Source organism: Ruegeria sp. E5 (assembly GCF_056534105.1).
Genome location: NZ_JBQFPA010000007.1, coordinates 121,923 through 145,656, shown reverse-complemented (window position 1 = coordinate 145,656; position 23,734 = coordinate 121,923). Strand labels below are relative to the sequence as shown.

Below are 23,734 nucleotides of genomic sequence, written 5' to 3'. Positions count from 1 at the left end.
CGCTTGCCCATCAAACGGCCCTGCATGTCAACCAGACAAACCAATACCGTATCAATCTCGCCAGACGAAACCTCAGCCTTCAAATGCTCAAGTGTCAGCGTCGCGCTCACGATGCGTCCTCCCTGATCGTGATATCGTTCAGCGCCGGTTCAAGCAGCGCCAGTATGTCCCGGGACATGTTGGCAACCTGTATTTCATTGCCCAAAAGATCATTGCGTACTTCGATCATCACATTGGCCAGCCCCCGGCTCAGCGCATGGAGACGGAGCGAATGCGTTACACCGTCAGCGGGGCCATAGGGCTGATTGCGTTCCGTGCGGCGATGCGGGATCTGATCCATATGATCCAGCATGGCATCGACCAGACGGCTGTCCTCGTCATGGAGAAGTCCAAGTTCAACCGCGCGCGGCTTACCAAAATAGACTGGCGTAAAGGAGTGAATAGTCACAACGACTGTATCCGGACCACGCGCATCCAGAACCTGTGCAACAGCCTGACAGAACGGGGCATACACTGCCTGGGTACGTGCATCGCGTTGCGATTGATCGAGGCCCACATTGCCCGGCACTTCGATCAGTTCTGATTTCTCGGGCATTGCGCTTGCCGCCTCGGGCGGACGGTTGCAATCATAGACCAATCGCGAGACGGTCGAGGCCACGACCGGAGCATCAAGCGCTATCGACAGCGTCCGTGTCAGCGCCATTGCGCCCGGATCCCAAGCAGCATGGCTGACGCGCGCGGATGCGGACAATCCCAAATAATCAAACTCTGCCGGAATGCGGTTGCTTGCATGTTCACACAGCAGAACGACGCGCCCAACGCCCGCCTGGTTCAGGATTTCGACCGATCCGCTCATCCTTTGACCTCGGTATCCGCATCCTGTTCCATCTGCGGCATTTCTTCGATCAGACGGGTTTCAAGCAACTGCCCGTTGCGATACAGGATCGGATAGGCGACGGCCGCGATGTGACTGTTGAATTCGCGAAAGGCGCGCAGCGTTTCGAGGTGGATGTCGCTGGTTTCAAAGCTTTCTGCGCTGCCATGTTGCAAGCGTTTAAGGTGGCGTTTGCGACTGTCACGCTCGGCCCGCTTGATTTCGGTTTTTTCCAGGCTCAGCAGACGCGCGCTTTCCAGATCGTCCGAGATCAGCACGTTCGAGGCCAGTTTCAGGTTGGCCACAATCCCCTCGTGCATTTCGACCAGCTCTGACCAACCTTCTTTCGAGAACGCGGCCCCCTTTTTGCGCATGTCATCCGCCAATGCCGTCAGGCGTTTGGCCACCACGTCGCCCGCGGTTTCCAGGCGAATGGCATATTCCATTAGGTCCCGCGCAATCTTGGCATTTTCCTTGCCGAACGCATCAGCGGGGATAGCCGCCACATATTGCCGGATACCAGAAAGGCAATCGTTCACATCAGTATCCATGTCCCGAATGGCCCGGATCTGCTCCTTGTCGCCGCTGCGATAAAGCTCCAGCGCAGGCCGGAACATCGAGCCAACCATGTCGCTCATCCGCAGAAGCTCGCGTTTGAGGTTAGACAGGGCCTGATTGGGTCTGCTGAGGGAGTCGAGATCAAGTGCGCTGATCGGTTGCCCGGGCTGCGCGCTGCTTTCAGGACTTTTCGGATCGGGCAGCAGTTTTTCGAATGGCGCGCGCAGCATGCCGCAAAACGGCAGGGCCAGAACCAGAAGCGAGGCGTTGAAAATCAGATGTGCATTCACCAGCATCTGTCCGCCTTGCAGATCGCCCAATACTCCGGTTCGCAGCGCCAGGTTGGCAGCAAACAGCGAGACAATTGACCAACTGCCCCGCAGCGCCAGATTAGCGAAGGGAATGCGCCTTGCAGACAGGGCCATGCCGCGTGTCAGCCAAACCGGGATGAAGGCGGACCCGAAATTAGCACCCAACACCAGCGAGAGCCCGGCGGCAAACGGGATCGCCCCGATTTGCACCAGGGTCACACACATCAAGATCGCAGCGACCGAAGAATGCATGACAAAGGCCAGCGCTCCACCGACTAGGAACGCTGTGATGTAATCACGCGCAAGATACTCGGCGATGGCGGGTAGAAAGGCGCTGTCACGGATCGGGTTCATCGCCTCGCGGAGAAAACGCAGTGAGATCAGGATGAATGCGACACCCATCAGAATACGGCCCAACTGGCGCGGTTTCTTGGCCTCTGTCTTGACGAACAGATAGCCGCCGACCGCAAGCAGTAGCGGCACCAACCAATCCAGTTTGAAGGACAGAACCTGAATGATCAGCGCCGAGCCGAGATCGCCACCCAGAACCATCGCGAGCCCGGTCGGAAAGGCCAACATCCCGCCCGCCGCAAATCCGGAGGTCAGCAATGCAACCGCGGCCGAGCTTTGCAAGACGACGGCCATTGTAAGCCCTACCATCGAGGCCTGCACATAGCTGCGCTGCCCCGTCATCACCCGCTGAAACGATGCACCATAGCTACGCTCGATGCCCGTGCGCACCATGCGCACAGCGTAGAGCAGCAGCATCGTTGCACCAGCCAGACTTATGAGGAAACTGACAATCGCCATTCCGTTATCCGTTCACCAGATCAAGCAGCTCGGAATGCAGTTGCGGCGTGGCCGCCGATATGACTCGGCCGTCGGAGTTCAGACCTAGCGGCTTACCCTCCCAATCGCTCATGATCCCGCCCGCAGCTTCAACTACGGCGGAAACCGGCAGATAGTCATAAGGCTGCAGATCATAATCGATGACCGCATCAACATGGCCCATCGCAAGCAGTGCATGCGGGTAGCAGTCATAGGCAAAGCGTCGGGTCTGTCCCGAATTCATCAACCGATCAAACAGGGCCGGATGATCCCGGTAAATCTTGTCGCCTTCGTTGACGAAAAAAACTGCGTCGCTCAATTGGCGTGTAACGCTGACCGAGACAGGCTTGCCATTCAGTGTGGCCCCTTGACCTTTCATGCCGATCAGAAATTCGTTCAGGGCAGGCATGCCGATGACCCCCAATCGGGGAACACCATTCGTGAGATATCCCAACAGGAACCCAAACAACGGATGCCCCGACAGGAATGACCGGGTGCCGTCAATGGGATCTACAATCCAGACATTCTGCCGATCCTGACCTTCGAACCCCTGCTCTTCGCCAAAGATACCGTCATCTGGAAAGTTCTCAGCCAAATATTGTCGCACAACGGCCTCGACACCCTTGTCCGCCTGTGTGACCGGGCTTTCGTCCGCCTTGAACTCAACCCCCAAACGTCCCCGAAAGTACCCGCGCGCAGCCTGCGCGGCGATATTGGCGATTTCGGCGGCGTGAATCGCGATATCTGACGTACCTTCGGGCGTTGCAACGGTATTTGGTGGGGTTAGCATCTGTTTTTGTCCCTCATTGCAATGCCTTAAGCAGTATTCAGAGACGCCGTCATGGTACAGGTAAACTGGATGACTAACGGATCGCCATTGCACATGGGTGTTCCGGTTGTATCGTCACTCTGCGATGCTGCATTACGCAACATCTTTTAAGCATCAACGTCACAAAACCCCACACAGCACAGCAACATTAACCCACAAAAAACAACTTATTCAACCAAATTATTCCGTTTTTGGTTGATTAGCGGTTTCGTTTGTGGATTTTTGAGCGGTGGGTATCGCCATTCCGAGGCAAAGCAGGCAATACCGCCGCGTAGTTTTGGCAGGAATACACGCGCAGGGCCAAAGATTCGGTTCAGCGATCAGGAGCACCGGGATATGACAGACAAACACAACGTCCTGTTTATCATTACCGACCAGATGCGGGCGGATTGTTTGTTTGGGGCATTGGAGGCCCATGTTGACCTGCCTCACATGCGCGCATTGATGGAGGACAGTGTTTCTTTCACGCGGCACTTTTCCGTTACCAACCCCTGCGGGCCATCGCGCGCCTCATTGCTGACCGGGCAATACGCGATGAACCACCGGTCGGTACGAAACGGCACGCCCCTGCGCCACGATGCACCGACCATCGCCAGCGAGATGCGCAAGGCAGGGTATCTGCCGATGCTGTTTGGATATACCGACACATCACAGGACCCGCGCGTGTTTGATGCAAAAGACCCGGCGCTCAGGTCATATGAATTCCACATGGCCGGTTTTCAGGAAATGCTGGAAATGCGTTTGGAGATGTCATTCCCATGGCGTTCTCATCTGAAAAACCGTGGATATGAGTTCGAAAACTATATTGACGTGTTCAAACCGGTCGCACCCAATGGCGGCCAGCCTGCACTGAATGACCCGGCCTTCTACGCAGCCGAGGATAGCGATACCGCCTTTCTAACCGATCGGTTTCTGGAAACCATGCCGGCGTATGCGGATGATGACAGGGGATGGTTTGCACATCTGACCTACATTCGCCCGCATCCACCGCTGGTAGCCCCGGCACCATATAACCGAATGTATGACCCTGCCTCGCTACCATTGCCATCGCGACTGCTAACCGCCGAGGCCGAAGAGGCGTTGCATCCGTTTTTCGCTCCGGCACGGGCCAACAGCACGGTTGCCGGGTTTGTTGAAGGTTTCCCGGACCTTGAACCGACGGACGAGGTAGTGCAGACGCTGCGTTCGATCTATCTGGGTCTTGCCACGGAGGTAGATCATCATATCGGCCGCGTGGTTTCGTTTTTGAAAGAGACAGGGCAGTACGACAACACTATGCTGGTGGTCACCGCAGATCATGGCGAGATGCTGGGGGATCGGCACAGTTGGGGTAAGATGTCGGTTTATGATGCGGCCTATCATACACCCTTGATCGTGCGCATGCCCGATGGAGCCCGTGGTAAACGGGTCGAGGCACCCACGGAATCGATTGATATCGTTCCGACGATTCTCGAATGGATCGGGCAGACAATACCGGATTCCATGAATGGGCATTCGCTGTTGCCCTTCCTTCAGAGTGAATCCTCAACCCCGGCTGACTGGCGCCGCTATTCATTCTCGGAGCTGGACTTCGCTGATCCGCTGAACCCAACCCGCTGGCAACGCGATCTGGAAACGGGGTTAGAGGACAGCTGCCTGAGCATCCTGCGCGACGACCGGTTTACATTGGTTGAGTTTGCGGCTGATCTTCCGCCCATGCTGTTTGACGGTGAAGGGCAGGGTGAGATGGAGAACGTGGCAGAACATCCTGAACACGCCGCCACATTGGCGCGCATGACACGCGACATGTTGCGTCACCGGATGCGGAAAATGGACAAGACCCTGTCAAACTGGATGATCACCCCGGATGGTCCGCGCCAACCGTGACGTTCCTATATGGCTGAGGATCGTCAACCACCCCAGGTTACAGTCATCAGCATATCCTCGAACTCTGCGGTGTCGAAAAACAGCACGATCTCACCCGTTGGGCCTGCGGGCAACGGAACCGTCGCCAACTGACCAACCGCCAGATCGCCCAGTTCCGGACGGCGGGTCAATGTGTCCTGAACCACACCTCCGTCGCTGGTATCAGAACGATCAGACACCGTGATTGTTGCCGGAGCAGCATCCAGACTGCTTTCAGCAAAAAGATCGCACCGTTTGAGCGTCGTGAGGCGACCAGCCGACCAATAGGGATAGTGCTCGGGTCGGAGTGTCAGCCGCAGCTCGTGACGCCCACCCGCAGCGGGTGTTTCGTGGCGGAAGCGCGCCCATTCCGTCGGGAACTCGTGCCGCAGTGAGAATAGCCGCACATTGCCCACAGTCCCGTCTGCCGCGATATCGGCTTTCAGATGATCAACCGCCGCATTACGCACGGGTCCACCGCCATCCCGCGCAGTGTAGCGCAGGTGCAAGACGACGTCCGAGATCGTGTCATAGTCGAACTGCTGCGGATCGCCTTGCGTTGGGTCCGCCGGCAGCTCTAGCCGCCACTCGCTGACTGCGCCCACATTTTCGAATGGTAAATAGCGATCATCAGGCATGCCCTCGAACTGACCGGTTTCCATTTGCGCCGCACTGAACACATTGCTTTCGGCGCTGTGAATATCGGCGAAACGGTCGTCTTCGGGGCCCGTGCGAACATAGCCATCCCCGATATCCGGTCGTTGCCGGATGCTGCTCTTGAGATGCACGAGTTTCGCGTGGGTCCCAATATAGGGCCCGGACACGCAGGGCAGGCTGAGCGCAACACTCTTGATCCGGCGGAAATAGTGGCCCGGCCCATCCAGATCGAACTGCGCCTCGGGGATTTTGAAGGTACACCGACCCGTGCGTCGTAGGTTGACCAGGGCCAGTGGATCGATTTGCAGCAGGCTGACATGTTTGGTCAGCTCGTATTCGTTTCGGTTGTGTTCATGATACGCAAGCTCCATCCGCTTGACGTCCAGCAGCAGCGCTTCGCCGGAAAGAAGCCCCTTGCGACCGCCATCCCAATAGTTGAACTGCACCAGAGTTTTCTGATCCAGCTCGGGCCGCATCAGTTCGGCTTTCATGGTCTGCTCGGCACGCCGCGCAGTATCGAAGGCAAAGCGGTAGTACTCGTAATACAGCTTTGACAACTCGCCTTGCAGCCAGCCATAGAGCTCTTCGTTGGTGTATTTGTCCTGCAAGAAATCGCGGGTCTGCTCTGTTAGACGGATTGCCTTCTTCAAGTTCAGGTATTCACGATGCTGCGCCTGTTCCGCGATCAACGATGTCAGAATCTGACGCCCGATCTGCATCACATCATGGGCCGCCAGATTGTGCTGTAAAATCCATTCGTCGGCGCGGCGTTCATAGGCGGCAGCGCGAGCCGCCATCCCGGCCTGATCACGGTTCCAATCCGCGATCATCCCGGATACATCCCCCGCGATCCGCATGACCGAGGACAGCACGGTTCCCACCTTAAAGTCGATGGTGCCACCGAGGCCCCAATAATGCAGGTCCAGTTTCGGGTCGGGGATCGGGGTAAGCGTTGCCGAGATCGAGTGGAACACCGATTTGGCCAGCGTTGTGTCCCGGGCTATTGGCAGCAGGATGTTAAGTTCTTCATTCTCTTTTTTCGACAGGTGAAGGTCTCCGTCCCCGGTTTGGCCTGACGTCTGCGCGCCATCGCCATCGCCCGGACGCTCAAGATCGGGAAACTCCAGCCGCTGAACCGGCACGTCATATTGCGCAACAAGTGCTTCGTAGGCTTCGTCGAAATTGGCCTTTGTCAGGGTCTGACGGGTCAGCTCCAGGGTCTCGGGCGCATTTGGATCAGCTTCCTGACCCAGCAGGCGCTTGTAATAGTTCAATCGCTCAAGCGCCGCGCCACGACTGCCTATCAGCGCTTGCGTCGCTGCCTCGGTGTTTTTCCATTGAAGGTAACGAAGATCGACCTGCAGTTTCTGCAAGCTGACTTCGTGACCTTGCCGCAACAGGGCCAGTGCCTCGGCGTCGCGTTTTTCCAAGGCGGTCAGCAAGGCCGACCCGATATTGCGGACCTCTCCGGCAAATTCCGCCGCCTTCTCGATCAACACGCGCGAGCGGACGGGGCTGACCGGTTGATTCAAACCCGAAACGACAGATCCGATATCCAGCCCAGCCGCCGCCGCCTTGACCAGCATTCCGGGATCGATCGGCGGGTCGAACAGGGCAAGCGGACGAACCTGCCCTTCGATATCCATACAGTTGCGGATTTTGAACAGCCGGTCGGCAACCGTATCCCAATAACCCAGCAGCTTTTCATTATGCGGGATGCAGAAATACAACGTGCGGGCCATACCGAATAACGGCGCAGCGCTGTCGCTGGTGCCCGCACCTGTTGGCGTTGTGAAATTGAAGGGGAACGCGCCTTCAAGCTCGACCAATGCATTGCCCATCGGATCAAGCCCTTGGGCCCGAAGCTGCGCAAAGGTGCGTGGCGTGGTTGTTCCACCCGCAGGTGAACGCTGCGGCTTGTCGCCCAGTAAATTCGAGGCGAGCACATAGATCTGCAGCGCTTCCATGATGGCTTCGCGCGTGAATTGCTGGAACAGGTTGTCACCCCAGGCAATCAGATTGTCGAGGTACTTCATCACCACGTGCATCATGAATGAAATCGTCCGTGTGCGCGCGACTGCAAAGGGCTGAAACGGGGTGTTTCGCACCGCTTCATACCCATTTAGGATCGCTTCTTTCTCGGCCAGCTCCGCGTCAGTGCATTCGTCGTTTGGTTTGCTGAGCAGGGTCAACAACGTATCGATGGATTGGGCTTCGCCCTCGCGAAAGGCAAGGAAACGCCAATAGCGTGTGGGCACCGGTACATCGGGGTCATTCTCGGTCGGATCGAAAATCAGATGGAACCAGCGTTGCGCTTCGGCGAAACGTTGGGTCTTGGACAAGTGCACCGCAATGGTCAGCGGCACATGGAACATCAGTTCCCAATTGTAGTTGGCATAAGGCCCACCCATCCGCGTGTCGATTTCCTTCGGGAACGAATGGATGTCGATCTTGTCGGTTTCCTGCGGGGAATAGAGGGAATTGAAGAATGACTTGCGCAAGCTTTTGTGAAACTCCGGGGACAACATCCCGGGCACACCCTGTATGTTCAGACGCTCGATCAACTCCGACACGAAGGGGTGGAAGAAGTTTTCAAACGTGTAGTCCCAGTGTTTTTCATAGCTGATAAGCTTGATCTTCTGGGGGCCGAAAATGTCCTGATCAAGCAGGTGATGATAGCCGTAAGTGCTGATCTTGCTGGTATCCATGATCAAAGTCCTTTCCGGATCAAGTGCGACGCATGCGGACGGTGCTGCCCATCGGGCCGATGTCGCGGTCGCCAAAGCGGACCGTGCCACCGGTGCCCAGCGCTGTATGGACAAAGGCGTCTTCGGTCACGAATGCACGAAGAGTGCTCAGGTCGGCGCTGCCAAAGCCGGGGATTGCAGTCACCCGTTCAATCCGGTCGGGCTGCTCGGCAAGCGGCTCAAACGCCAGCACCATGGTATCGATTGTCGGGTCAACCTCGGCCACGCGGCCAAAATCAAGCCAAGTCACAACTTCGACGATCCGCTGCTTCGTGGACACGTAGAACACATGTCGCGGGTCGGCATAGAAGAACGGCGACTCCCAGGCTTCTCCATTGGTCGGGTGATGCGGCTGTGTGGCCTGATCGGGCGCCTTATTGGACAGCAACCGATGCGTGATCCCGTCATTGGAATAGATCGCTGTAAGGCGGTTTGACCCGGTCGACGTAATACGTTTCGGCAAGAAATGCGGCGCCTTCTTGGGTGAGCGCGTATCGGGTGTGCTAAACGTGTTGTACATGAAGAACGAAACGCCCAACCAATCCTTGTACGAGATCGATATCCGCATCCCGTTGGTCCATGGGAATGAAGACAGGCGGATGCCTTTACGGAAATTGCGCATCTCTCGGGCTGGCACGTTTTCGCGCAGCAACAGGGGCTCATCGGGATCCGAACTGCGCGGCGGTTGCCACACGCCATCCACCCGTTCGGTCCAGTTCAGCATGACCTTGACGTCAAAGGTGGGTTCATCAACATCCATCAACGATGACGCCTCAACCTCGGCCAGCGGGCCTGATCCCGCGTTGGGTGTTCCTTGTGCCGTGTTTTCCGGCATCATCTTGATCCAGAACAGGAACAGACGATTGTTCCAGACCAGCGGCATGACCGGATTATCCTCGATATCCAGCGGGATTTTCTCCCACGCGCTCCACGAGCCGTAGGCACGGGTTCGGTGGTAATAACTGCGCTTGGCCCCGGCGGTCCGCCCGATGACGTGCAGCACATCGTCTGCTGCACCCGGATCGCCCTCGATCTGGTAGAGGCCGCATACTTCCAGCTTGGCTACCTCTTCCAGTTTCTGCAGATACCCGATCAGCGAGGTGGCTGCGCGTTCCTCGGTGATGTCACCCTGCAGCAATTCACTCATCGCCTCACGGAAGAAGGGTGACTGGTCGTCGCGCAATTCCGGCTCCATCCAGTTTTCAGGGTACAGGAAGATTTTCCTGTTTGCCTCCCACACGCGATAGCGTTTCATCCATTCCCAGTGTTTCGACCTGAGGCTGGATGCAGCCACACGGGGTTCAAGGTTCATCAGGCAGCGCTCGGTAAAGATCTGTACCGAGGACAATGCGTGGCGAACCCGCGAAGTGAGCATGCACGGCTCCATCTGCACGTCCATCAGGAAGTATTCGAACAACTTTTCGGGCGTGTTGATATGCGCCGCATCCGGACGCCCGCGTAGATCGTGCAGGATATGCGCCACCAATGCATCACGCTGGCGCTTGCGCAGGCGGTCATTGATCGGTTGCAGGATTTTTAGCCAGTCGTCCGGGCTGTAACGCGCACGAAGGGCGGCGCGGAAATTCCGCACAATGGGTCCGGTTGGGGCGGGTGTTGCGGCGGCGATCAGCGCTGTCGCCGGAATCCCAAGTGCCGCCAGCCATTCGGCGATGTCATGAAGCCGCTCCAGAACGGCCAGATCGCCAATATCGGCTGGGGTGAGTCCGAAATGTACCAACAGGGCGGCGATATCCACGGGATCCCAGCGCGTGACTTGGAACAACTCAGCCTCGGCGTCGGCTATGGCGACCGCTGGATTCTCGGCTATCGAAACCAGCCGGGCATTTTCAGGGGCATAAGCCGCCTTTAATCGCGCCATGCGCAGGTGGGCCGTTAGCACCCCCATCAGCGCGGCAGAGGTCGGATCATCGGGTGTACCGGTGATGGGCAGGCTGTTTGGCCAGGCCGCACCCGCAATCTGCAAATCGCCATGTGTCGTCAGGTGCAAGACCTCAGCGACGTCAAGTTTCAGCGTTTCGGACAACCGTGCAATGCGGCGCGTACGCAGGTAGGCCGCGCCCAGATGCGATACCGGATCAGCCGGGTAGAGATGCGAAGCGCCGATGACCTCAGTTCCTCGGCCCGGTGCACTCCAGCGCAACGCCAGTCGGTCGGTCACATTGGCCACGCCCAGCGCGATTTCGACCAAAGTGCCTGCGCGAAGCTCGATCGCGTTGGTGTTTGACCATATGCCGCCCGCCTCGGTCAGAGGAACAGGTTCGCCTGCGATGCTGAGTGTCACGGCCGCGCCCGCATCAGCTTCGACAGCAATGTTGAAGAATCCGTTTTCAGGCGCTTCCAGATATCCCCGTAACTGGATCGAAATCGAAGAACCTGGTGTGGTTTGATTGTCTGGCAGCACTGTTCCAGTGGAGGCGAAATCAATCGCGCCAGATAAGGTTTCGACCCGCGCAGGCGGTGCAGTGTGGGCCGGGCCATCGCTGATTTCAGCACTCAGACCCCCGGATTCGAGCATCAGGGCATCCTCAAGCGCGGAGCTGGCCGGATCAGTCGCCGCATGGAGAACCTCGGCCTTTTCGAACAGGACGGCTGCCAGATCAGCCTCAACCTCGATCGCGGTACCAAGAAGCTGCAGCGCCACCTGGCGTTTCCGTCTTGAGATCAGCTGCGGCAGGATTCCTTCAAGCAGGGCACGATAGGCCTCGGCCTTTGACGCAGTTGAGCTGCGGTATGCGTCGTGAAGCGGGAGCAGCTCGGGGAAGCGGGTGAAGAATGGCTGTGATTGTGCCTCGCTGGCGTTGAACAAAGCGTCAATTGCTGGCGCGAAGGCAGCAGGTGTCCCGGCGACGGCCTGCAGGGCATCTCTGACAGTGGTCGACATCAGCCCGTTGAAAACCAGAACCTTGCGGAAATCGTCATAAGCGATTTGATCGGGCGCCTCGGCCAGGATCACCGGCTCTAGCGCAGGGGCAGAATGGTCATAGGTAACCTCGGCCGAGGATGTGGCTTCCAGATATCCGAAGAACTGCTCGGTCGCTTCGGCCCCATAGACCAGAGCCATGTGGGACCGGGCAATACCGCCATCGGGATCGTCCACCAGAACAAAGTCATTGGTGATCGCCGCAAACCCTGCACGCAGATCGCGCGCCAGGGTCGTGATGTTTTCTGCGGGCGGTGTCGTCTGGCCACTTGGGTCATGGTTCAACAGCAGCGCCAGCGCTGTTTCCAGCGACAGGCCTAGCTCGGACAGGCGATGCACCAGATCGATAACCGTCAACAGAGCGGGTGCAGTGGCGTCTTGCGGGCCATAAGGGTCAAGACCGGTGGCTTGCAGCAAACGCTCCAATCCCGGCACGCTTTGCTCAAGCGCGCGCGCCAACCAGCCGCGACGGTAGATTGCGCTGACCGTCTCGATGGTCAGGGGTATCGTGTCATCGAACCCCAAAACAGCGACGATCCGGTTAAATTCCGGACCCGTCAATGAAAAGGCCGCGCGCAAGGTTTCAACCTCGGGCAGCAACAGGGCCGCAGGGTCTGTAAGCACACCGCCAAAACCGTCCTCGGCAAAGGCGGGGTTTTCGCGAGCAGGCCGCTGGAACATTTCACGGAATAGCGCGGCGGTTCCATTGGTGCTGATTGCTCCAAAGAGGGCCAGGATCGGGCGCAGCGCGTCCTCGGGCCTTAGCTCCAGCGCATCAAGGGCCGACATGGCGATGCCCAACTGTGGCAGGAGCTCGGCAAAGCCGGTATCCATGCGAGCTAGGTCCACCTGCGCGTCGGCGCCGCCCGGCATCTGGTTCGTCGGATAAAGCGCCGAGATGATAGCATCCGTGTCGGCAATGCTAAGCTCCAGAACACGCCACAGGCGGACGAACCGGTTAATCCGGATAAAGTCATTCCATTCAAGGCGGTTGGACAGCGGATCAGGGTCTGGGTGACGCAGTTCAAGCGCGCTTAGGTCGCACATATCCGACGGGTCTTGCGGATTTGTAAGCACGATCAGACCCATGATCCGGTCGAAAGTAGTGTCATCAAGCAACCATGCCTCGATATCACCGCCAAAGCGTTCAGGCTCGACCCCTGCCGCCATCCGGCTTTGTAGTTCTGCGAAGTTGATCGCGCCGTCCCGGAAGGCCCGGATATCGTCGAAGCCCAGGCCAAGATGCTCAAGCTTCGGGATCAGCGCGGCTCCGGGGTTCACGAACTCGGTCTTTAGGATGTTCACGAGATCAACCGGCGTGATCTCGGTGCGGCGGCACAGGTCGCGCACGCTTTCCAAGCCATCACGCACTTCGGCTGCGCTGGCACCCGCATCAAAACCATAAAGCGAACGCACTGTCAGATCGGGTCGCGCTGACCCGGCAACCGACACGCTTTCGGTCAGGACGGCGTTGAGACCGCGCGAGATGTTCAAGCGCTGCAGCCAGATGTCGCGCCATCCGTACGGTGCATCGTCCAGCGCGTCTGACGAACGCAAGTCGGCCATAACCCGATGTAAAGGCGCGTCGAAACGATTGAACAGGGCCTTCAGTGCCTCCAACGAACGGTCAAACGGCAATGGGGTGGGGAACTGGGCGGTGGCCAGCGTGGCATAGGCGGCATCGCGTACAAATTGAGGGCTGACCAGCAACTCTTCAGGCGGTGTTTGACCATCGGTCGAATGACCCTGATATCCACCCAAAGACATGCCGTTGACAACGAAATGCTCCAGCACCTCGTTCACCAAGTCTATGTATGGCACAGGCGTCAGAGTGTTTTCGCAAGTCAGAGGCAGGTGTTGAATATCAGGCCGCCGATCAAGCAACACATCAAGTGGATTGGTGAAGCCGTTCGGAATCTCGGTCGCGGGGCGATCGAGAAACAGCAGAAGATCGACAAGATAGGCTGCGGGGCTGAGGACTGACCGGCAATGCTCGCATCCGCAATAATCCATCGAACCGAAAAGCTCTTCTAGTGTGGAGTATGCGAGCACATCGCCAAAATTGTCCGACCCGCCCGGGGTAGGGTTCAAAAACCCGTCAGCAGCGCCCACGCTGGGGCCGATCGCTGGCATCATCCGGTGAGTCATATAAGCGGTGGCCAGATTCAGAACCGCCCCATGAACCTGTTCGGCCTTGCGGTAGATCTGCATCGCGACGGCCTCGTTCAAAACGGCCTTGTGGGCGCGCAGGAACTCATCTTGTGGCAGCGCCACGACCGCATAGGCCGAATCCAACCCTGCAGCCAGCATGGCATTCATACTGCTGTCGTCGGGCGAGATCTGATAGACCCGCTGAATGCGTGAGATTTCGCGCACCACTTCTGGCGGTTCGTCCAGCGCATTTTTTGCAATAAAGCGCGCAACGGGCTGCTGACCTATCTGGAAGGTATCGGCATGTTTTGCGAGGAAACCATGCACGTTATTCGACAGCCCTGTATCGACCAATGGCGTCTCATGCGCCCGGACCATTTCCGCAACAACCGCAGTCGGGAAAGACAGCCGCACCTGAGCGGCCATGAATTCTGCATAGTTGGCGCGTCTTTCGGCGGCATCCCGGCCCTGAACTGCCTCTGGCACGGGGTCGGTATCATCCATGATCGCGGCCCAGGCATCGGCTTTATGAAAACCCGCCTTCACTAGGCCTCCCAACGTACCGTCCGCATCGCCATTGGTGTCACGGTGCAAGCGTTCGACCAGCTTGGAGTTGTTGAGCGTCAGATAGGCAAGCTTGCCATCGGTCTGCAAACGGGTGGCTTTGTCCTGACCCAACTTACCCTCTACCTCGGTCCAGAATGTATCGAGATCATCACCATGCGCCGCATGGAGCGCGGCAAAAGTTTCACGCTCGTCATCCCGCGTCAGCGAAAGTGCAAGCAAAGGCTGCATTCCGGCCAAAGCCCCGGGAGGGGGCGTATCCAGCCGCACGCGCGCGGAAACTTCGGTAAATCGGGCAAGGGAGGCATCTATCTGATCCGCCAGTTTGGCGTCGATCAATCCTTCATCCAGCGCGGATTTCCAGATTTGCGCCACTTTAGCAGGGGGCGTGCGGAAAACCGCGGTGTCATCGGCGGGAACACCTGCACGTAAAAGCGCATAGAACAGGCCAGAGTCGATGCGTTGACCACGCCGTCCAGCGGTCTTGTCAGACAACTGTTGGGATAGCGACGCCAGTGCCACGGCGCGCGCGTCCCAACCTGTTTTATTGGCCAGATATGTGATGTCCTGACGGGTGTCGCTTTCTTCAAGTTTCGACAAGGCACCGTTGAACTGACCAGAGAGCGCCTTGGTCAGTGTGGCGTGTTCTGACAACAGTTTTGCGGCACTTTCAGCAGGCAGAACCACGGAAAGCTCGGAATCCGGTCCGGCGTCATATTCCACCGCCGAAGCGGCAACCACATCGTCATTCAAACGCACCTGCACCTGAAGGTCTGGTGCATCCTTGCCGCGCTTGGTGATCTGATCTCCGGCAAACACAATCTCGAAGGCACCGCGTTTACCGGTTGTAGCCTTCCCCAGTTCAACGTCGCCGCCGACACCTTTGTCGACAACAACAACAGCAAGGCCATCAACAGCCGCACTTTGCGCACTTATGACGCGACCGCTGACACGGTAGGTGCCAAAATCCGTCGGTGTGTCCAGTCGAGCGACCAGATCGTTAATCACAGCCGCCGTTCTTTTGTCGACACTGCCGGTCGGGGACAGATCGGCCTCTTTCTGAACTAGGCGAACGGCTTCAGTTGTGCCCTTTCCGTAGGTCGGTGTGCGGCCATCCTTTTCGCGCGACACGATATCGGCCAGCGCTCGTCGCGCGCTGATATCATTGGCCAGCAGCAAGCCTTCACGCAGCAATGCCAGCAAAGCGGATTGCAGATCGCCCACCGTAGCGCGGCGCATTCTGGGCTTTAGCGGATGCGTAACTTTGGTCATGAGGAGGTACCCTTTCTGACAACTGCGTTCACCATTTCAAATGGCCTTTGATGCCCTGGCCTTGCAGGATCGACATCGTGCCTGCCGCGCCCAGGCCAAGGTATCCAGCGGACCGTCGGAAAAAGCCGCCAACGCCGCCCTGACGATGGCCTGCGTCGATTTCGTCCACCCAAAAATCGGCCGCTTCGCGTGCGGCGGTTTTTTCGCCTTTGATTGCGGAGCGAGCTTCGGTTCCGGCCAGTGCAATTGAGCCGAAAGCTGCGAGTCCGGCGGCAAGGACCGATCCGGCACCACCACCCGTGACGAGCTTGCCCGACACCGAGACCACGTTGAGAGTGCCCGAGGCCGTGCCCTCGACCACATTTGCGGTGCCCACGCCGGTCTCGCCTTCGGCGATTTGCGTGATCCCTGTGCCAACCTGAATGCCGCTGGCCGCCATACCGATCACCATGAGCCCACGGCCCATGACCCCTAGGATGGCGCGGCCCCCGGACAGGGTCTGCGACACTGCCTTGCTACCCCGCATTGCTTTGGCGAGCTTGGAAATTGAGGTGATTTTGCCTTGCTTGTTCACCATGTTCATGGTGTCGACTTTTTGCACCATCGACGCAGTGTCAGGCGCAGCGCCCGGGCGGTAGACTTGCACGGTGCCCTTTATCATGCCGGTATTGGTGTCGAATGAGGTCAACATTCCGTTTCCCTGTTTCGGGATCTCGATCAGCGTCCAATTACCGTTGCCATGCGCCACCAGGTGAGACCGGACTCCGGCGACCTTCACACCCTGGGCATGGGTGGTGTTGACGTCTGCAAAGGAAACCATGGCAGTGGGCGGGTGCGTGTGTGCGATAGCCGTCGTTCCCTTTGGAATCGAGACCTCGGGCTTGGTGGCCGTGCCCTTCAATATCTTGAACGTGTTGTTCTCTTTGATAAGGGCAAACTCCTGCACGCTGCCTTCGGTGTTCCTGACCTGAGTCGCTAGCGCATCAAGCGTCTCAAGACCCTTCTGCAACGATGCAACTTCAAGGCCTCCGTTGGGCACAGTGGGCGGCGCAGTGCCCTCTGGATCGTTGAGCGTCACCGGGTTGTTATAGGCATAAGCATAAAGGTTCAGCCCGCCTTCAATTCCGATGGGATCGGCGCTGATCCATCGGCCGAGCCAAGGGGCGGCATAGCGGGCACCATGATGGTTAAGCCCGGTTTCGGCATCCCGCTCCATCGCGGTATATCGAAAACGTTTCGGACCTAGGCCAGCGGTGGCAACGCCTTGATAGGTGGTACTGCCGAAGGGGCTGTATTCCTCGTAAGACAGAACATTGCCGTTCTCGTCCAGTTCGATCCCCACACTGCCCACATGGTTACTGTGCTGATAACGAATGACGCGGCTGACCGCTCCACCGGCGATCGTCGTCTCAACCAATGCAATACGGCCAGCTTCGTCCCCCACATGCAGGGTCTCTCGGGTCCGCGGGTTTGCACCCGGTTCGCGGATAATGTCGAACCCGCCCAGCGAGATCGTCTCGCGACGGATGGCTCCTGCAGCGGTTTCTGTCACTTTTCGGATGCGGGTCCCGTCAGAGGCGTAAACAAAGAATGTGCGGTCCCCTTGGTGCGCCAGGCCGTCCGCATCATCAGGTCCAACTGCCTGACGGCGGCACATGCGCAGTTGGTTGTCGTGGTCCCATGCGATCTGATCGAGATGAGAAAGGCGCAGCATGTTGCCCATCGCATCATAGCCGTCATCGCCCTGACTGATGATATCATTCACAGCACCGACCGATGTCTGAGTTAAGCGGTTCGAAGGTACCCCCGCAGACAGGGCACTGTCCTCACCATAGGTGTAAGTCCGCGTCCAACCGGGTACCACGGGATCAGAGCCCCGGTGGCGCATCTCAATCAAGTTGCCCGCAATGTCATAGTGAAAACGCTCAAGATACCGGCCAAGGGCGAAACCATCACTGCGGTGTGGCAGCCGAGTTCGCGCGGCATCGTTATAGCTGTGGGCGCCGGGTGCGCCGCCTTGCTGGCCCAGATGTTCGCGGCCCGTCGCCTCGATCAAACGATGCAAGGCATCAAACGTATAGTCGTTAGAGGCATCAACACGGCGATTACGGAAAAAGATCTGCTGTTGCGCGCTGTCGCGGATGTGGGTCACGTGGCCAGACACATCGTAGATCATGTGCTGCGCCTGCAAGTGGCATCCTGGCCAGCCTGCAACTGGCGGTGTCGGACAGTCCGAGCCAAATCCGATTGCATCGCGCCGGGTGATGATGCGTTCGGTGAGACGGGTCAACGGATCATGTAGGATATCTGTTTCAACCGCGTTGCCATAGGTGATGCGTTCGCGGTCGCCCCAAGGGTTGTATGCAATGCCTGTGACCACGGCATGATCCGCAGTGGCGGGATCCAATAAAATGTCAGGTGCCGCGGGTCGTGCGTGCCAGGTGTCCACCCGATCAAGCCGCGAGGACGGGTTATAGCGGTACTGCACAACCTGGATGCGCGCGCCCGGCCCTTGCGGTTGCAGCGGCACCAGTTGGACCGGACGGTCCAGCGCGTCAAAGCGGGTTTGCCCTGCGAAAATCTCGGGCTCAGTCGCCACGGGTGCGGCCCAATCGAGCGTGGTGCGAAACTCCTGCGCCAGTTGCCGCTGGCTGCGGATTGGGTTGCCTTTGAAATCATGGGCCAGAATTTCCATCGTGCCGGATTGGTCGCGGCTGATCGCAATGCGTTTGCGGCGGTTCAGGGCTTCGGGTGTCGTCAGCGATTCTCCGTAGATCGTTTCATCGATCCGCAGCTCAGGACCCGCATTGATGCTTAGATGAGTGGCGATGGGTCGGCGCAATACATCGAATTCGTGGCGTAGCCGGTGGTCGCGCGTATCCCACGTAAACGCCGTTTCGCCACTTACATCCGTTAGCCGCCAACGGGTACCGCCCTCCATACTGTCGGTCCGAATGGCGGTGCTGAGCATGTCGAAAGCGGTACGCTGAGCCTCGCGCCCAAGCTCATCCCAGGTTCGGCGCGTATTGCCTTCGATATCGATTTCGGTCGCAACGCGGTGGAATGTCTCGGTCGGTAGGGTGCCCGGGGCCGCGTTGCTGTAGAGCGTGCGGTTCGGAGTGAGGCGCGCGATCAGCGCACCACGGGTATCTGCCAAAGCCCGCATCGGTGTGTCATGATAAAGCGCCGATTTCGATGCAGCCTCAGTGGCGCGCTCCCGGTCTTCGGGATCGGGGAAACGGGTAGCCAACGCCTGCGCTTGCGCCGGATCAGTGCGCAGCGCGTGCCAAGTGGGTAAATAGGCAGCCTGCGGCAACCTGCGGAAATGGTCACCAAGATCGGGGTCTTGGGCGGGATCCGAAATCAGTACAGTATCGCCCGGGTCCCATGTCGTCTGGTCCCAAACAGAAAACCGGTGTTTGCTCCATGTATGATCGGGATTCAAAATCCCGATCTCTCTGCCCAATGCGTCGTAGAAGAAAATTGGGCTTACACCGATGCGGATGTCGGACTCATAGGTCGGGCGATCTGTGAAGAACGGTTCGAACTGTCGAACAATATTGCCTTTGTTGTTGCGCACTTGCCAGCCGGTACCGACCCAGCGTGGCGACTGCGATGCGGACATAACCGGCCGACCATCAGGTCCCAGCAGAATGCTCCCCGAGCCATCACGCGTTGGGACCGGACCGTCTTCGGCCTGAATCTTGCGTTGAATTTCCTGCCCCATCCCATCTGTAAAGGTAATTTCGGCCAGGAACGGGGTGGCTTGACCCGGCAAAAGATCGCTGTCGTGAACCTCTCGATGCAGGGAAAGACCGATGACGGGTGATGGGGCAGGATCCCCACGAGAGTGATAATAGGCCCAGGGATCATAAACATAACGCATTGTTGCGCGCCCAAGTGCTGCCAGAGCTTCAGTTCCACGCGGATCAATCAGCACTTGGGTGCGTGCTGCAGGCACCAGTGTCGGATCAAAACCATCCAGCCTGTCACCTTCGTCGGGCCCATCGACCTTGCCCATTCGGGCCATGCCGGTCACGCGGCCATAGGCGTCAAAGGTCACCTCGCTGCGATTGCCGTTCTCATCGGTCAATACCGAGGCTTGCAAAACGCGATAATCCTGTCGGCGTTCGGTGTTTGCGCCAGCTGGACCGGTCGAGCGTACCCCTGCCGACATGCGATTGCCCAATGCGTCCTGCGTTTCCTCGATCAGCAGGTCGAAAGCGTCATAGCGGGCTGTTGTTTCCGTAGGTGTCGCAGGCTGATGGAACGGGTCCCGCAGGCGATGTGGTCGAAAGAAATGCTGACGTGCAAATGCCAGCTCTTGCGCGGGCGTATCACCGCTTGAGGGCGACAAAAGCTGACGGTCCGATGGCCGCCACCACTGGCCGTCACCGTCAATCTCGGTGTATCCCGCCTGCGCCATCTCGGCCGCACCAACGCGGCCTCCATAAACCTGCGTGACAAGACCCGGCGTGAAGGCCAGTTGGAAGCTTTGATGGAAAAGCCCCAAACTGCCCATCTGGCCAAGCGGCAGTGGGCCGGTCAGCGTATCATCCCGGAAATACTGACGGCGGTGTTCGATCAGACGACGCTGCACCTGACCCGCGGTTGGGGTCGCTTCATAAGCAAGATCGGCTGCAGCGTTCGCCTCTGTCTCGATCTCATCAAAGGACAAACGCGTACCCGGCGCTGGGCTTAAGCCGGTAAGCTCAAAGCTTTGTTCTTCACATGACACCGGGGCGCGGTAGGTTTGATCTGTCGTGATCAGGTCCGTGACGCGCCGCGTGTGTAATACCGCATGTAACAGCGCCTGACGCGCCTGATCTTCAGGCGTCAGCGTCGGATCAGGTGTTTGCCGGCCATACATGAGATCGACGCGGCGCAGTTCAGTCCCAAACGGGTCAACCTCCAGTATGACCTGATGCTGAAGGCGCGGGTCATCGGGGATCCGCTCATAATGCGCGGTTAGACTTTCCCGGGCATGGGTTAGAAACACGGCATGACGGTTGGGTCCACGGGACTGCAGAAGATGCACAGTCTGCGTTTGCTCGACCACCTGATAGGGGTGACCGTTGGGATAGCCGGGCTCCGCCCTGCCATCGAGCGCATAGGTTTCACGCCGAAGCACCGTGCCGCGAAGCGCGCGCGCAGCCTCGCGGGTTTCTCCGGTTGTCAATCCGGGTGGCAACACCGTGTCTGGCAAAAGCCGCCGTCGCGCTTCAACATCGTCGTCACGCCAAGCGGGTGCGCGCCAGTATTCCCCACGATCCTGCCCATCAAGCAGACCAGCCAAGACATCGGGCAGACTACCTTGGTCGAGATACACGCCGGTATGAAACCATGTTCTGGTCAGTACGGGCGGAACATGAGATGCCGGGTCTTCGTTTGATGCCAGTGGCCCCAGCGCATCTGACGAGAGCGTCGCAAATTCCTCGGTGTCCCATTGTTCGACCATGCCGAACCCGCGAAACTCGCGCTCGACCCCGTCGAAATGACCATGGTGAAAGGCAAAGCGAGATACGAACCGGGTTTGCGCCACACGATCATGTGTAACGATGCGATCAACCACCTGCACCGGGAACGGCAGGCGCGTGGCCCAAGGGCGTCCTTCATAAAGGTCTTGCAGGTAAAACCGCGACGACGAGGCATAGTGCAACTCGGTCTCGCCACCGAAATTGTTGACATATCGGGTCATAAGATGCGGTTTTTGTCCGCCCATCAGATCGACGTAACGCAGTGGCTGACCTGCGTCGCGGGACAAAGTAGAGGACCACACAAGACAGGCGGTGCCCGTTCCAAATAGATCGAGCAGATCAACCGAAGTTTCGGTATCAAGCGGCGGCACATTCCCTAGGCGTCGACGCGGTGCAAGCCGGTTGCCAGACATGTTGAAATAGAGGTCGATACCTTCTGCACCCAGATAGACAATGTCGGTGGTGCCCGAGCCGTCGATATCCGTCAGGCGCAGGCGGCTGCGGTCGAACATTTCGGGGCGATCAAATTGTGGCGCGTCGTCCATCGCCACTTTGGTGCCGAAACGCCCATATCCGCAATTGGGCCAATAGGCGACTTCACCACAGCGGATACGAACCAGATCAGACAATCCGTCGCCGGACATATCCGCCAGAAAAATTGCAGCCTCCGGATCGGAAAACACAAGTCGGGGTCCGTCAGTGTCGTTCCATGGCTGCGCTTGTCTGCGCGCGGGGCCAAACCCGGCCTCGCCTTCAGAGGGGTGCCAGACAAAAGCGGTGTCCTCGGTCAGAAGAATGTCAGCAAGGCCATCGCCAGTCAGGTCAACCATCTTCATGCTGTCATTGGACGCATCTATATGTGGCCAATATTCAAACGCGCGGAAGTCGGACCAACCTGATTGCGCGTCGCGCTCATGGAACCCCGGGGTTGTCCGGTCCATTACCACCAGATCCGGGCGACCATCCCCAGCAAGGTCCATCCATTGACCTGACTCAGCAAATGCAGGCCGCTCGGCAACCAGCGCGGGGGCCGCAAAGCGCGCCGTGCCGTTCATTGGCCCAAGGTTGCGAGTGTAATGCCAGGCACCCGGGGTCGAGGTCAGAATTCCACCAACACCGTCACCGTCCAAATCAACCCAGTTTGCCGGATCGGTAAGTCCGGCCGGAGCACCTTCGGTCTGCTCGCGGTCAAGGCCGTGCACAATATCGTTCACTTCAGCTCGGCTATAGGTGAATTCCACCGGTGGAATTGCCTGTCGTCTGTAGGCGAGGAACGTGGCTCCGTTCACATCGCGCGGTGAAACGGTATCGTCCGGAGCGAAGCCCGACTGCGCGACCGCCATGAGGAATGAGCCATAGCGCGTACTGCCGGGGTGCTGACGCTCGTCATCAGTGTCAGCACCGGGAGGCGTGAAATCGTCATAGGAAAACTCAGTTGCCTTCACGAGACCGCGATAGCCCGGTTCGCCCGTCGGCAGGTCGGGGATATCGTGAAATGTCAGAATTCGATGGCAGCGACGATAGCGCCGAACCTCAAAGCCCGCGCGGTAGCTTGATGTGGGGTCCGGGCGCATTTGCCAATTTCGGCCGGGATCAGCGGATGCATGGACAAGCTCATGCTGAGCATCCGCCGCCACGTTGGGATCAGGTGCGATTGGCAACAGGTGGTCTTCGCCATAATCGAATACGACCGTGAACAGCCATCCACCTGCATTCACATCCGGATCAACCAAACGAGAGACTCGATTGCCGTAGCGGATGCGTTTCAGATACCGCTCGGCTGTGCGGAACCGATTGGCTTCGTGCGCCTGCGCCTGATCGATTCCAACTGCGTCTTCGGCGACATGCTCGTATCGGATGGCGTTGCCTTTGTCGTCAAAGGTCTCGGACAACAACCAGCGAAATACACGGGCGGGGTCGTCCGGGTCTGCCACCCTTGATCGGCCTGACGCGCCATAGATCGAAGTGACGTTTTCGCGCGACGTGACACGCCAATGCGCGATACCCGTCACCTCGTCTGTCCACCGCTCAATGCGGGCAAAGGTGCTTTCGATCCGTGGGCGGAACCTGTGGATGGTCACACCTGGAAACCGCGCGCGATCTTCCCATTGTGCCCCCTGAGAATCGAGCAGCGGCACCAGATCTTCAGACCCCGAAATCAGGAAGACATCCGATCCGGCGGCTTCGTCGTATCGGGGCAGGCCTTTTTCCGTTTTGCGCGTGATCTCGGGCAGCGAAAGTGACCATCCAAAGCCGAAGATGCCGCTGCTGGTGCCAGCCTCATAGCTCAGTTGCAGCTCTGGTGTGAAACCACCACGCCCAGGGCTGACAGGAACCGGAATCGTCAAGGACGCAGACCCGGTCACCGGGTTCGAGGTAATCTTTTCACCAATACCAGAAATCGCGCCACCGCCTTTCGGCAGATTAAGCGACAGTACATCTTTGTTGGCGCCATTGTCACCTGAAATGGCGGATGCTTCCGACCTTTGAGGTCGGGAAATGGCAGTGGAGCCTAACATTCGGCCACCATAAATTCGTCATAAAAATATCAGCGCCACAGGGGTGCTTTACGTAGGGTAAGCAATCGGAAACCGCTGGGTCAATGCAATCAGATGGGATCGGCGATTGTCTGCCGTACCGT

7 protein-coding genes are annotated in these 23,734 nt (G+C 58.3%); 1 reads left to right on the top strand and 6 read right to left on the bottom strand.

Features of this window, described 5'->3' with window-relative positions; translation table 11 throughout:
* Positions 1–106 precede the first annotated feature (106 nt).
* From ACR0BI_RS21100 to ACR0BI_RS21090, 3 genes are read right to left on the bottom strand one after another with little or no spacing between them, the layout of a single operon-like run.
* Positions 107–856, bottom strand: coding sequence for an N-formylglutamate amidohydrolase (locus ACR0BI_RS21100; protein ID WP_480562826.1), 750 nt, complete (start codon positions 854–856; stop codon positions 107–109).
* Positions 853–2,553, bottom strand: a complete 1,701-nt coding sequence (locus ACR0BI_RS21095) for a Na/Pi cotransporter family protein (protein ID WP_480562827.1) — start codon at positions 2,551–2,553, stop codon at positions 853–855. The genes ACR0BI_RS21100 and ACR0BI_RS21095 overlap by 4 nt, the downstream gene beginning before the upstream one ends.
* Before the next feature lie 4 nt (positions 2,554–2,557).
* Positions 2,558–3,361 carry an inositol monophosphatase family protein gene (locus tag ACR0BI_RS21090; RefSeq protein WP_170408817.1) on the bottom strand — a complete coding sequence of 268 codons (804 nt, stop codon included), beginning with the start codon at positions 3,359–3,361 and terminating at the stop codon, positions 2,558–2,560.
* Between the two features lie 375 nt (positions 3,362–3,736).
* On the opposite strand from ACR0BI_RS21090, the gene ACR0BI_RS21085 reads away from it, so the two are divergent.
* Complete coding sequence (locus tag ACR0BI_RS21085; protein ID WP_480562828.1) at positions 3,737–5,266, top strand: sulfatase-like hydrolase/transferase; 1,530 nt, start codon at positions 3,737–3,739, stop codon at positions 5,264–5,266.
* A 23-nt stretch (positions 5,267–5,289) separates the two neighbouring features.
* Here the strand turns inward: ACR0BI_RS21085 and ACR0BI_RS21080 are convergent, their stop codons facing one another.
* From ACR0BI_RS21080 to ACR0BI_RS21070, 3 genes are read right to left on the bottom strand one after another with little or no spacing between them, the layout of a single operon-like run.
* Complete coding sequence (locus ACR0BI_RS21080; protein WP_480562829.1) at positions 5,290–8,649, bottom strand: Tc toxin subunit A-related protein; 3,360 nt, start codon at positions 8,647–8,649, stop codon at positions 5,290–5,292.
* A gap of 19 nt (positions 8,650–8,668) precedes the next feature.
* Positions 8,669–15,616 (bottom strand): neuraminidase-like domain-containing protein, encoded by a 6,948-nt coding sequence (locus tag ACR0BI_RS21075; protein ID WP_480562830.1) that lies wholly within the window; start codon positions 15,614–15,616, stop codon positions 8,669–8,671.
* Positions 15,617–15,644: 28 nt separating this feature from the next.
* Positions 15,645–23,612, bottom strand: a complete 7,968-nt coding sequence (locus tag ACR0BI_RS21070; protein ID WP_480562831.1) for a SpvB/TcaC N-terminal domain-containing protein — start codon at positions 23,610–23,612, stop codon at positions 15,645–15,647.
* Positions 23,613–23,734 lie beyond the last annotated feature (122 nt).

Excerpts from the sequence above, each read along its gene's own strand:
- ACR0BI_RS21100 (WP_480562826.1), bottom strand. The coding sequence starts at position 856 with ATGAGCGGATCGGTCGAAATCCTGAACCAGGCGGGCGTTGGGCGCGTC.
- ACR0BI_RS21095 (WP_480562827.1), bottom strand. The coding sequence starts at position 2,553 with ATGGCGATTGTCAGTTTCCTCATAAGTCTGGCTGGTGCAACGATGCTG.
- ACR0BI_RS21090 (WP_170408817.1), bottom strand. The coding sequence starts at position 3,361 with ATGCTAACCCCACCAAATACCGTTGCAACGCCCGAAGGTACGTCAGAT.
- ACR0BI_RS21085 (WP_480562828.1), top strand. The coding sequence starts at position 3,737 with ATGACAGACAAACACAACGTCCTGTTTATCATTACCGACCAGATGCGG.
- ACR0BI_RS21080 (WP_480562829.1), bottom strand. The coding sequence starts at position 8,649 with ATGGATACCAGCAAGATCAGCACTTACGGCTATCATCACCTGCTTGAT.
- ACR0BI_RS21075 (WP_480562830.1), bottom strand. The coding sequence starts at position 15,616 with ATGACCAAAGTTACGCATCCGCTAAAGCCCAGAATGCGCCGCGCTACG.
- ACR0BI_RS21070 (WP_480562831.1), bottom strand. The coding sequence starts at position 23,612 with ATGTTAGGCTCCACTGCCATTTCCCGACCTCAAAGGTCGGAAGCATCC.